The 12,656-nt window shown below is 64.7% G+C and carries 9 protein-coding genes; 6 read left to right on the forward strand and 3 right to left on the reverse strand.

The window, feature by feature from the left end; genetic code table 11:
- The first annotated feature begins 397 nt into the window (after positions 1-397).
- Positions 398-2,989 (forward strand): bifunctional aconitate hydratase 2/2-methylisocitrate dehydratase, encoded by a 2,592-nt coding sequence (locus AC3G2C_RS09285; RefSeq protein ID WP_488384349.1) that lies wholly within the window; start codon positions 398-400, stop codon positions 2,987-2,989.
- A 757-nt stretch (positions 2,990-3,746) separates the two neighbouring features.
- Positions 3,747-4,658: a LysR family transcriptional regulator gene (locus tag AC3G2C_RS09290; RefSeq protein WP_488384350.1), complete on the forward strand. Its 912-nt coding sequence runs from the start codon at positions 3,747-3,749 to the stop codon at positions 4,656-4,658.
- A gap of 311 nt (positions 4,659-4,969) precedes the next feature.
- On the opposite strand, the gene AC3G2C_RS09295 is transcribed toward AC3G2C_RS09290, so the two are convergent.
- Complete coding sequence (locus AC3G2C_RS09295; protein WP_488384351.1) at positions 4,970-5,656, reverse strand: DUF2461 domain-containing protein; 687 nt, start codon at positions 5,654-5,656, stop codon at positions 4,970-4,972.
- A 6-nt stretch (positions 5,657-5,662) separates the two neighbouring features.
- A complete protein-coding gene (gene sbcB, locus AC3G2C_RS09300; protein WP_488384352.1) occupies positions 5,663-7,111 on the reverse strand; it encodes an exodeoxyribonuclease I in 1,449 nt (482 codons plus the stop codon).
- Positions 7,112-7,237: 126 nt separating this feature from the next.
- On the opposite strand from sbcB, the gene orn reads away from it, so the two are divergent.
- From orn to AC3G2C_RS09320, 4 genes are all read left to right on the forward strand, one after another.
- On the forward strand, positions 7,238-7,798 hold the full coding sequence (gene orn / locus AC3G2C_RS09305) for an oligoribonuclease (RefSeq protein WP_488384353.1): 561 nt from the start codon (positions 7,238-7,240) through the stop codon (positions 7,796-7,798).
- Positions 7,799-7,818: 20 nt separating this feature from the next.
- Positions 7,819-8,727 (forward strand): dihydropteroate synthase, encoded by a 909-nt coding sequence (gene folP / locus AC3G2C_RS09310; protein WP_488384354.1) that lies wholly within the window; start codon positions 7,819-7,821, stop codon positions 8,725-8,727.
- Between the two features lie 55 nt (positions 8,728-8,782).
- A complete protein-coding gene (gene glmM, locus AC3G2C_RS09315; RefSeq protein WP_488384355.1) occupies positions 8,783-10,135 on the forward strand; it encodes a phosphoglucosamine mutase in 1,353 nt (450 codons plus the stop codon).
- A gap of 98 nt (positions 10,136-10,233) precedes the next feature.
- Positions 10,234-11,169: an isopenicillin N synthase family dioxygenase gene (locus AC3G2C_RS09320; RefSeq protein ID WP_488384356.1), complete on the forward strand. Its 936-nt coding sequence runs from the start codon at positions 10,234-10,236 to the stop codon at positions 11,167-11,169.
- 602 nt (positions 11,170-11,771) lie between these two features.
- Here the strand turns inward: AC3G2C_RS09320 and AC3G2C_RS09325 are convergent.
- Complete coding sequence (locus tag AC3G2C_RS09325; RefSeq protein ID WP_488384357.1) at positions 11,772-12,587, reverse strand: SDR family NAD(P)-dependent oxidoreductase; 816 nt, start codon at positions 12,585-12,587, stop codon at positions 11,772-11,774.
- Positions 12,588-12,656 lie beyond the last annotated feature (69 nt).

Here is a 12,656-nt window from a genome sequence, read left to right on the forward strand (position 1 = left end):
AAGGCACCGAACGTGAGGGGAATTGCAAGGGGCGGAGGGCCCCAGCCCGATACGCGGGGCAGGGTTATGCCGCTTCACTGCAACGCTCTCCGTCAGGGGACTATTCCCCAGTTTGGGCCAAAAGACCGGTCCTGCAAGAGACCCGATTGGGGATTGCGCCACCGTCGCATTGCAAGATTTCGAACGCAGGCGGAAGCGTTGTCTTGCGTTGCGGCCATTGGGGCGCGGCTGGCAAAATATCGGGCTGTCAGGCCGCCTTAGAACGGCATGACGATGAGGCTTTGCGCCTTGTCGAACGCCGGTAGCGGCCACGCGGTTCTCCCTTGCGGGCGACCTCCGCCGCGGCTGTTCCCACAGTCGCTCGCTGCCCCTTTCGTTGTTCACCGGACGAGATCACATGCTTAACGCTTACCGCCAACATGTCGCCGAGCGCGCCGCGCTGGGTATTCCGCCGCTGCCGCTGTCGGCCCAGCAGACCGCCGACTTGATCGAGCTCCTGAAGAATCCGCCGGCTGGCGAGGAAGCGTTCCTGGTCGAGCTGATCACCCACCGCGTGCCCGCGGGCGTGGACGATGCGGCCAAGGTCAAGGCGTCGTACCTGGCGGCCGTGGCGTTCGGCACCGAGAAGTGCGCGCTGATCTCGCGCGAGAAGGCCACCGAACTGCTCGGCACCATGCTGGGCGGTTACAACATCCATCCGCTGATCGAGCTGCTCGATGACGCCCAGGTCGGTGCCATCGCCGCCAATGCGCTCAAGAACACGCTGCTCATGTTCGACGCCTTCCACGACGTGAAGGAAAAGGCCGACCAGGGCAACGCCAACGCCAAGTCGGTACTGCAGAGCTGGGCCGACGCCGAGTGGTTCACCAGCCGTCCGGAAGTGCCCGAGAGCCTCACCATCACCGTGTTCAAGGTGCCGGGCGAAACCAACACCGACGACCTCTCGCCGGCCCCCGATGCCACCACGCGTCCGGATATCCCGATGCACGCGCTGGCCATGCTCAAGAACAAGCGCGATGGCGCCCCGTTCCAGCCGGAAGAAGACGGCAAGCGCGGCCCCATCCAGCTGATCCAGGATCTCGCCAAGCAGGGCCACCTGGTGGCCTACGTGGGTGACGTGGTCGGCACCGGCTCCAGCCGCAAGTCCGCCACCAACTCCGTGCTGTGGTGGACGGGCGAAGATATCCCGTTCATCCCGAACAAGCGCTTCGGCGGCGTGTGCCTGGGCAGCAAGATCGCCCCGATCTTCTACAACACCATGGAAGACGCCGGCGCGCTGCCGATCGAACTGGACGTGTCGCAGATGGAGATGGGCGACGTCATCGAACTGCGTCCGTACGAAGGCAAGGCGCTCAAGAACGGCCAGGTCATCGCCGAGTTCAAGGTGAAGTCCGATGTGCTGTTCGACGAAGTGCGCGCCGGTGGCCGCATTCCGCTCATCATCGGCCGTGGCCTCACCGCCAAGGCGCGTGAAGCGCTGGGCCTGCCGGTGTCCACCCTGTTCCGCCTGCCGCAGCAGCCGACCGATACCGGCAAGGGCTTCACGCTGGCGCAGAAGATGGTCGGTCGCGCCTGCGGCCTGCCGGAAGGCCAGGGCGTGCGCCCGGGCACCTACTGCGAGCCCAAGATGACCTCGGTGGGTTCGCAGGACACCACCGGCCCGATGACCCGCGACGAGCTGAAGGACCTGGCCTGCCTGGGCTTCTCCGCCGACCTGGTGATGCAGTCGTTCTGCCACACCGCGGCCTATCCGAAGCCGGTGGACGTGAAGACCCACCACACGCTGCCGGAATTCATCAGCACGCGTGGCGGCATCTCGCTGCGTCCGGGCGACGGCGTGATCCACTCCTGGCTCAACCGCATGCTGCTGCCCGACACCGTCGGCACCGGCGGCGACAGCCACACCCGTTTCCCCATCGGCATTTCGTTCCCGGCCGGCTCCGGCCTGGTGGCCTTCGCGGCCGCCACCGGCGTGATGCCGCTGGACATGCCCGAGTCGGTGCTGGTGCGCTTCAAGGGCGAACTGCAGCCGGGTGTGACCCTGCGTGACCTGGTCAACGCCATCCCGCTGTACGCCATCAAGCAGGGTCTGCTCACGGTCGCCAAGCAGGGCAAGAAGAACATCTTCTCCGGCCGCATCCTGGAAATCGAAGGTCTGCCGAACCTCAAGGTGGAGCAGGCGTTCGAGCTGTCCGACGCCTCGGCCGAGCGCTCCGCCGCCGGTTGCACGGTGCACCTGGACAAGGCCCCGATCATCGAATACATGAACAGCAACATCACGCTGCTCAAGGTGATGATCGCCCAGGGTTACAAGGACCCGCGCAGCCTGCAGCGCCGCATCAAGGCCATGGAAGCATGGCTGGCCAACCCGCAGCTGCTGGATCGCGATGCCGACGCCGAATACGCCGCCGTCATCGAGATCGACCTGGCCGACGTGCACGAGCCCATCGTGGCCTGCCCGAACGATCCGGACGACGTGAAGACCCTGTCCGACGTGGCTGGCGCCCAGATCGACGAAGTGTTCATCGGTTCGTGCATGACCAACATCGGCCACTTCCGTGCAGCCTCCAAGCTGCTGGAAGGCAAGCGCGACATCCCGACCCGCCTGTGGGTGGCTCCGCCGACCAAGATGGACCAGCAGCAGCTCACCGAGGAAGGCCACTACGGCGTGCTCGGCACCGCTGGCGCTCGCATGGAAATGCCGGGTTGCTCGCTGTGCATGGGCAACCAGGCACAGGTGCGCGAAGGCGCCACGGTGATGTCCACCAGCACCCGTAACTTCCCCAACCGCCTTGGCAAGAACACCAACGTGTACCTGGGTTCGGCTGAGCTGGCCGCGATCTGCTCGCGTCTGGGTCGCATCCCGACCAAGCAGGAGTACATGGCGGACATCGGCGTGATCAACGCCAATGGCGACAAGATCTACAAGTACATGAACTTCGATCAGATCCAGGATTACAAGGAAGTGGCCGACACGGTCACCGCCTAAAACGGATCAGGGAAGGGCGGCGCAAGCCGCCCTTTCTTTTTGCGCCGTCGGCGACCTATGACGAGCATCGGCGAGGGCGGTTGGCTCGACTCGCGAAGGTCTATCCACCATCACGCTCACCGACGCGCAGCGAGAGTGCAAACCATCGTCCTCGCCGCTGCCCCATGGACGTGTGCGACATCTGCTGGCGAAAGCGCGGAGGCACGCCAGGGATGCTCTGATTTTGATCGTCATCCCAGCGAATGCAGGGATACAGCGCCTGCAAAGGATGCTCGGATTTTGATCGTCATCCCAGCAAATGCAGGGATCCCGCGCCTACAAAGGATGCTCGGATTTTGATCGTCATCCCAGCGAATGCTGGGATCCAGCGCCTGCAAATCCATGAACGTAAAGGCGCTGGATTCCTGCTTTCGCAGGAATGACGAGCAAAATATCGCTCGCTCTGACCTTTGTTAGGGCAGCTGAAGGCTGATCATCTAGCGACCTTGCCCATGCTTGACGACACCGCATCAATCTAAGTATCAGCAGTGCCGGCCATCCCTGGCGCTTCCGGGCACCTCAAGCCTTTGCCGACATGACCGCGCCCAACAGGCTACATGCCGACACGTGCCAAGTTCGCGGGCTTCCCGTCGAGTCGCCCAATCCATCCCGCAGTGGCAACTCCCGACACGGTGCACCCACACAAGCCCGTATAGGGCAGTTCCCCGCCCAGTCGTTTATGCTCTCGCCCCGACACACGGCACGTTTCAGGGCGCGGATGATCTCTTCCCATCTATCGGTAGTCTCGCTGCGCGACCTCATGCTAGTGCAAGCAGTGCGCCGCCACGGCAGCTTCAACAGCGCCGCGCGCGCCATGCATATCAGCCCATCGGGCTTGTCGCATCAGGTACAGAAGGTGGAGCAAGCGCTTGGTGCGCCGCTGTTCGAGCGCGGTGGCCGTCGCGTGGTACCCACGGCGGGCGGTGAGCGCCTGCTGGAGCAGATCGATGCGGTGCTGGCCGCCGCCGAACACCTGCAGCAAGTGGCGCGCGCGGGTGAGGTGGCCTTTGGTGGCGAGCTGCGCCTGGGCGTGCCGGCCTCGCTGGGGCCGTACCTGCTGCCGCACCTGATCGGGCCGTTTCCCCAGCATTTCCCGGGCACGCGCCTGAGCCTCTCCGAAGGCAAGCCGCGCGGCCTGCTGCGCCGCCTGAGCGAAGGCGAGCTGGATGCCGTGCTCGCGCCGCGCGCCACGCCGGTGAGCGGCACGGCCATGCGCACGCTGTTCTTCGAGCCGTGGGAAGTGATGTTCCGCGCCGATCACCCGCTGGCCGGCAAACGCAACGTGTCGCTGGAGCAACTGGAAGCCAGCGAAGCCACCGTCATGACCGAAAGCCACTGCGAAGACATGCTAGGCGGCGGCCACGTGCAGGACGTGAGCCTGGAAAGCCTCGCCGCCTTGGTCGGCCTGCGCGGCGGCTACGCGCTGGTGCCTGCGCTTGCTCACGATCGCCTGGCTTCCATGCCCGACATCGTGCTGTCCAAGCTCAAGGGGCAGGTGCCCGGGCGTGAGATTGCGTTGTACTGGCGCGAGGCGACGCCGTGGCGCGAAGACCTGCAGAACTTCGCCACACTGCTGCGCAAGCTTGCCAAGCAGCGGCCAGGGTTGCGGCTGGTGGATGAGGCGGCTTGAGGCGACGCCGGTGAGCAGTGTGCAGCCTCATAAGGGCGCAAGGTTCATGAAGCGTTGTCTATGACGCCAACGAAAGTCGCTGCCCCGGCGCTTGCCCCTTTTTTTGGGGGCGCCGGGGTGACGGACGTGTGGCGTGCGGCACCTATGCGCGCATTGCCCACGTTGCATGCTTCGCCCAGTGCGCGTCATCCCACGAAGGCAGTGATGCTCCAAAAGTGCCCCAATGTCACCCGTCATTCCCGCGCAGGCGGGAATCCAGCGCCTCTACCCCGAGCGAATCCGTGGCGTGCAGGATCACGCGCCACCGTCACTCAAAAATCCAATTCCTGTGACGCGCACAGGTAATCGATCATCGGCGCCAGGCGCTTATAGGTTTCCACCATCCACGGCAGCAGTTCGCTGGAACAGGCCAGCTTTTCATCGAAGCCTTCACCGCAGGCGAAATCCTTGCGCTTGAGATCGTCGATCAGCTCATGCTCCGGGTCGAACCCGCGCGGCGGCCGGCTGAGCGACTCGCCCCAGAACTGAAAATGCTCGCGGAACACCTTGCCGCGCGTGGCACGCTTCCACGCGTCGGGGTTGTCCACCAGAAAGGCGCGGATGCGCTTGAGCGCGTCCGACTCCGGGTGCCACATGCCGCCACCGGCGAAGCAGTCGCCCGGCTGAATATGCACGTAGAACGAGGGTGCGGGAATCTCATGACGTCGCTCGTGGAAGAAGCGCGCACCCTGCCATGGCTTGTACGGCTGCTTGTCGTTGGAGAAGCGCGTGTCGCGGTAGATGCGAAACAGCGAGCCGCCATTCTTGCGTGCATCGGCGCGGTAGTGCGCGCTGATCTTGCTGAGCGGCGCTTGCATGTCGCCAATCAACGCGAGGAACGGGTCGCGTACGTTGGCGTCGTAGTCGCTCTTGTGATCCTGAAACCACTCGCGGTTGTTGTTCTTGGCGAGGGCGCGCAGAAAACGGAACGTGGCGGGCGTGAAATAGGCAGTCGTCATAAGGCGTCAGGCAGTGATCGGTGAGTGGTCGGCGGCGAGCGATTCGCCCCAGGCTTGCAGTTGATCGAGGATGCCCAGCTTGCCCTGGTGGGCAGGCTCCTGGCGTAGCTCGGCGATGCGGGCGAAGTACTCGTCCAGCGTCAAATTAGTGAGTGGCGTGTGCTTGAGCAGGCGATCGCGGCAGAACGTGGCCCAGCGCACTTGCTCGTCGGCGTTCAAGGTCTCGGGCCAGTTACGTGCGCGGTAGCGGAACAACAGCTCCGCATAGCGCGGGTCGCGAAAAGCAAAGTTCCGCTGGGCCAGTTGCTCCGGCGGGGTGGCGCGTACTTCCGCTAGCAGTCGCTTGTCCGCATCGGGCAAAAAGCCGCCATACAGGCCAAGCTCCGGGTCGGCGGCGGGTGGCAGGTCCGTCGCACGGGCGAACACATTGCGCAGCTTGTTGGTCAGGCCCTCGGTGGCCGCGAGCGTGTCGCGATGTGCCTGAACGCGGTCCAGATCCACTTGCAGACGCTCCAAGTCCACACCTTTAAGGGTAGAGAGCGGCGCCAGCGCCGGTGCGCGGTTGGCGCGCACGGTGCGCAGTGGAATGCGCTCCACGCCCTCGGGCAGGTCGGCGCGCGGGGTGAAAATGCGGTCGGCGATCTCGTCCTCGTCCAGCGCTAGCCAGGTGGAAGGGTCTACGGACAGGTCATAGACGATCACCTCGGCCGGTCGGCTCGGATGCGCCGCCAGCGGTGCAATCACTGCCAGGCAGTGACGGCTGGAGGGGTAGCGCGAAGACACATGCACCACCGGGGTCATCGCGGCCACGTCCAGCATTTCGAACACGCGCTGCTTGCGGCGCAGGCTGAAATACCAGTCCCAAAGGCGCGGCTGGCGCACGCGGATCAGGCGGGCCAAGTCGATCAGCGCGTACACATCGGAAAGCGCGTCGTGGGCGCGCTCCTGCTGCAGGTGGTTGGCGGTGGCGAGGTGCTCCAGCTTGAAGCTGGGCGAGCCATCTTCGCGCTGTGGCCATACGATGCCTTCCGGCCGCAGCGCCTGGCACATGCGCACCAGATCGATCAGGTCCCAGCGGGAGTTGCCGTTTTCCCATTCGCGCCCGTAGGGCTCGTACATGTTGCGGTAGAACAGCTGGCGGCTCACCTCGTCGTCGAAGCGCAGCGAGTTGTAACCCACGCCGCAGGTGCCGGGCTGGGCCAGTTGCTCATGCACGCGCGCGGCGAAATCCGCCTCGATCACGCCCTCCCGCTCGGCCTGCTGCGGGGTGATGCCGGTGATCAGGCAGGCCTCGGGGTGGGGTGGCATTTCGCGCGGCGGCTTGCCGAAGAACATCACCGGCTCGCCGATCACCTCCAGTTCCATCGTGGTGCGGATGCCCGCAAACTGCACCGGGCGGTCGCGCCAAGGGTCGGCGCCGAAGGTTTCGTAGTCGTGCCAGAAAAAGGTCTGCATGCGGCGATCATCGCACGCCCTCGCCGGGGCGCTCCATGCGTGCGCACGGGCGCCAGGGCCAGGGCATGCCGAAAATCAGCCGTGAGCCCGCCGGGCTGCTGTTAGACTTTGCCGCCAGGAGGGCGCATGAGCCAAGCCAACGAAGACAACCTGATCTGGATCGACCTGGAAATGACCGGGCTCGATACGGACAACGACTCTATCCTCGAAATCGCCACCATCGTCACCGACAAGGACCTCAACATCCTCGCCGAAGGCCCGGTGTTTGCGATTCATCACGCGACCGAGCGCCTGGAAGGCATGGACGCGTGGAACCGCAACCAGCACCGCAAGTCGGGGTTGTGGGACCAGGTTGTGGCCTCGGCTGACGATCACAGTGCCGCCGAGCAGGCCACGCTGGACTTCCTCAAGCAATGGGTGCCGGCTGGCAAATCCCCCATGTGCGGTAACTCCATTTGCCAGGATCGCCGCTTTCTGCATCGCCAGATGCCGCGCCTGGAGCGCTTCTTCCATTACCGCAACCTGGACGTGTCTACGCTCAAGGAACTCGCGCGCCGCTGGGCGCCGACCATCGGCAAGGGCTTCGCCAAGGAATCCGCGCACACGGCGCTATCGGATATCCGCGACTCCATCGATGAGCTGCGCTATTACCGCCGCTTTATGGGGCCGCTTGGCGGCGAATCCTGAGTTCGCTTTTCGGAGTCGCCATGTCCATCGACTTGTTTGCCCCTGAGCTCGATTGCGCCGGTAGAAGCCTGCGCCTGGATCGTCCGCGTGTGGTTGGCATCGTCAATGTCACACCGGATTCCTTTTCCGATGGCGGCCGCCACGACACCGTCGAAGCGGCGGTGGCGCACGGTCTGCGCTTGGTGGAAGAGGGCGCTGACATGCTCGATATCGGCGGTGAATCCACCCGCCCGGGCGCCGACGATGTATCCATCGAAGACGAACTGCGCCGCGTCGTGCCCGTGCTGGAACAGCTCGCCGCGCGTACCTCGGTGCCGCTGGCCATCGACACCTCCAAGCCGGAGGTCATGCGCGCTGCCGTTGCCGCCGGCGCCGGCATGATCAACGACGTCTACGCCCTGCGCCGCGAAGGCGCACTGGATACCGCCGCCGAGCTTGGCGTGCCCGTGTGCCTCATGCACATGCTGGGCGAGCCGCGCAGCATGCAGCAGGAGCCGCAGTACGACGACGTGGTGGGCGACGTGCATCGTTTTCTCACCGATCGCTTGTTTGCCTGCGAGCTGGCCGGCATCGATCGCCGCAAGGTCATGGTCGATCCCGGCTTTGGTTTTGGCAAAACGCTGGAACACAACCTGGCCTTGCTACGCGCGCTGGAACGCTTCGCCAACCTCGGTAGTGGCGTATATGTCGGCATGTCCCGCAAATCCATGATCGGCGCGCTCACCGGGCGCGATGTGCCGGCCGAGCGCGTGTCCGGCTCCGTGGCTGCCGCGTTGATCGCCGTGCAGCGTGGCGCGCGCATCGTGCGCGTGCACGATGTGGCGCCCACCGTGGATGCGCTGGCCGTATGGCACGCCGTGCAGCAGGGCGATACGCCCGTGCGTCGCGACACCAAACCCGCCGCGCCGCGTTGGCCCGACGACGAATAACCCTTTTCTGCAATGGCGCAGCGCGCACTGGTCGCGACGCCATGGAGTGCTCCTAATGAATCAACGCAAGTACTTCGGCACCGATGGCATTCGCGGCCTGGTAGGCCAGTGGCCGATCAGTGCGGATTTCATGCTGCGCCTGGGTCGTGCCGTGGGCGTGGTGCTGTCGCGCCATGGCCATGCCCGCCCCAAGGTGCTCATCGGCAAGGACACGCGCGTATCGGGCTACATGTTCGAATCCGCACTGGAAGCCGGCCTGGTGGCAGCGGGCGCGGATGTCGCGCTGCTCGGCCCCATGCCCACGCCGGGCGTTGCGTTTCTTACCCGTTCGCTGCGCGCGGAGGCTGGCATTGTCATCAGCGCCTCGCACAACCCGCACCACGACAACGGCATCAAGTTCTTCTCCGCCAACGGTGAAAAACTCTCCGACGAGGTGGAGCTCGCCATCGAGCACGAACTGGAGCTGGAGTTCACCACGGTGCCCTCCGAGCAGCTCGGCAAGGCCATTCGCGTGGCCGATGCGGTGACGCGCTACGCCGAGTTCTGCAAGGCCACCGTAGCCGAGGATTTCAGCCTGCGGGGCATGAAAGTGGTGCTGGACTGCGCCAACGGCGCCACCTACCAGGTGGCCCCCAAGGTGTTCAGCGAGCTCGGCGCGCAAGTGACCACGCTGGGCGACAAGCCCGACGGCTTCAACATCAATCGCGACGTGGGTTCCACCCATCCGCAGGCGCTGCAGCGCGCCGTGGTGGAGCAGGGCGCGGATATCGGCATTGCCTTCGACGGCGACGGCGATCGCTTGCAGATGGTGGATCGCCACGGCAAGATCGCCGACGGCGATGACTTGCTCTACGTGCTGGCGTGCAGCTGGCACCCACGCGGGCAGCTGCACGGACCCGTGATCGGCACGCTCATGAGCAACTACGGCCTGCAGCTGGCGCTGGGCAAGTTCCAGGTGCCGCTGATCCGCGCCAACGTGGGCGACCGCTACGTGCTGCAGCAGCTCAAGGCGCACAACGGCAACCTGGGCGGCGAAACCTCCGGCCACATCCTGTGCCTGGACCGCGCCACCACCGGCGACGGCATCGTGTCTGCCCTGGCCGTGCTGGAGGCGCTGGTGGACATGGGCAAGGACCTCGCCCAGGCCCGTGAAGGCCTGCACAAGATGCCGCAGGTCATGATCAACGTGCGCGCCGAAGGCGCCCGCGAAGCCCTGCACACCGACGCCGTGCGCGAGGCCCTGGCCGACACCGAAAAGGCGCTGGAAGGCCGTGGCCGCGTGGTGCTGCGCGCTTCCGGCACCGAGCCGCTGGTGCGCGTGACGGTAGAGGCCGCCAACGAGGACGAAGTTCGTCAGTTGGCGGCAAGGCTGGCGGATGTCGTAAAATCTGCCGCTGAACGTTCGTGAGCCTGTAACACCCAGGTCGCCAAGGATTGGCCCGACGTGCCCCGCCCCTGCGGTGGCGGACAGACAAGTGGACCGCACGCACAACCTGTGGACAAGCCATGAAGAAAGTTCCGACCCTCGACATTCGTCGTTACGACACCGATCGCGCCGCCTTTGTGGCCGAGCTGGGTGCCGCTTACCGTGAATTCGGCTTCTGCTGCATCAGCGGCCACGGCATTCCCCGTGAGCTGATCGACGGCGCCTACGACACCTTCCAGCGCTTCTTTGCGCTGCCCAACGACGTGAAGATGCAGTACCACGTGCCGGGCAGCGGCGGTGCGCGCGGCTACACCCCGTACAAGGTGGAAACCGCCAAGGACAGCAAGCACGCCGACCTCAAGGAGTTCTGGCACATCGGTCGCGAGATCTCCCGCGACTCCCAGTTCGCCGACGTCATGGCCCCGAACATCTGGCCGGCCGAAGTAGCCGACTTCAAGCAGTACGGCTACGGCCTGTTCGAAGCACTCGACCAGCTCGGTGCACGCGTGCTGCGCGCACTGGCGCTGCACATCGAGCTGCCGGAGAACTTCTTCGAAGACAAAATCGACCAGGGCAATTCCATCCTGCGCCCCATTCACTACCCGCCGATCACCGAGGAGAACATCCCCAACGTGCGTGCGGGTGCGCATGAAGACATCAACTTCATCACCTTGTTGGTGGGCGCCAGCGCCGAAGGCCTGGAAGTGCTCACGCGCGAAGGCGAGTGGTTGCCCATTACCACCGAGGGCGACGCCATCGTGGTGAACATCGGCGACATGCTGCAGCGCCTGACCAACCACGTGTACCCGTCCACCACGCACCGCGTGGTGAACCCGCAGAACGACAACGCCCGCAAGCCGCGCTACTCGGTGCCGTACTTCCTGCACCCCAACCCGGACGTGGTGCTCGACCCGCTGCCGCAGACCATCTCGGCCGACAACCCGAGCCGCTACGACACCAGCATCACTTCGCACGAGTACCTGCTGCAGCGCCTGCGCGAGATCAAGCTGATCTAAGCGTGTTCTGACGTCGCTCGTCACCCCAGCGAACACCCAAAAGGGGCGAGACAAAAGCTGGAGTCCAGTGCCTGTAGATCGTTGAGCACAAGGCACTGGATGACCAGCCCTTCGGCTGTTGAAAAGCCCCTCCTGCTCTTGCCCCCTTTTGGGGGTTCGCAGGAATGACGATCAGGATCAGAGCATCCCTTGTGGCGTTCCGATTCTGCTCGTCATCCCCGCGAAGACGGGGTGCCTTTCAGCGGCCCATGGGCTGACCGCCCGGCGTCTGTGAAACGTTGCGTGTGAAGTCGCGGGGCTCCTGCGCTTGCCCGCTTTTTTGGGGGGCGCAGGAGTGACGGGCTAAGAAGTTTCAATCGAACGACCTATCGCTCGTTATTCCTGCGAAGGCAGCGGCCGTCTTTCAGCAACCCATGTGCTGATCGCCAGGTGTCTGCGAAGTGCTGGAAGTGAGGCCACTGGACTCCTGCTTTCGCAGGAGTGACGGGTAAAGATGCTCTGATTTTCATCGTCATCCCAGCGAATGCTGGGATCCAGCGCCTTTAAGCCTTTAAGCCTTCAGCCGCGCAACCCCAGCCACACCCTCAACACATCGCGCGACATCAAACCCCAGCCTCCAGCGAGCGATAACGCTTCGACTCCCGCGCCGACAACCACAGCGTCAAGCGATCCGGCAGCAGCTTGGTCAGCGCCTTGATAAAGCGATTCACGCCACCGGTAACGTGCACCACCGTGCCGCGTTCCACCGCCTCGTAACCCTCGCGCACCACGGCCTCGGCGGTTTGCCACATAAAGCCCGGCAGCTTGTTCATCATCTGCCGCGTGCCGGTGACATCGTGGAACTCCGACCACGTAAAGCCCGGGCACAGCGCACACACGTTCACGCCCAGGTGGCGGTTCTCCAGCGCCAGCGACTGCGAGAACTTGATCAGGTACGCCTTGCTCGCCGCATACAGCGTGTGGCCTGCCGAGCCCGGCACATGGCCCGCCAGCGAGGCGACGTTGATGATGCGGCCATGGCCGCGCTGGCGCATGCCAGGCAGCAAACGCCACGCCAGTTCGGTAGGCGCGATCATCAGCACTTGGATAAACGCTTGGTGCGCTGCCCAATCGTTGGCCTCGAACGTGCCGGGCAGGCCGTAGCCCGCGTTGTTCACCAGCCAGTCCACCGCCAGACCACGCTGAGCGAGTTCCTCGCACAGGCGGGCAGCGGCATCCGGCTGCGCCAGGTCCGCCGGTAGCACCGTCACCTGGCGGCCATGGCGCTGTCGCAGCTCATCCGCCAGCGCCTCCAGGCGCTCCACGCGGCGCGCGGTAAGCACCAGGTCGTGCCCTCGTGCGGCAAGGTCGTGCGCAAAAGCTGCGCCAATGCCTGCCGAGGCGCCGGTGATCAGGGTGAGTGGGTGGCTGGCTGGCATCAACTGGTCTCCTTGTGGTTATGTCAGTTTTTATCGAAATCACAGTAGCTTGGATTTGCCTCGTTGCCA

It is taken from the genome of Frateuria sp. sgz306004, assembly GCF_057750885.1.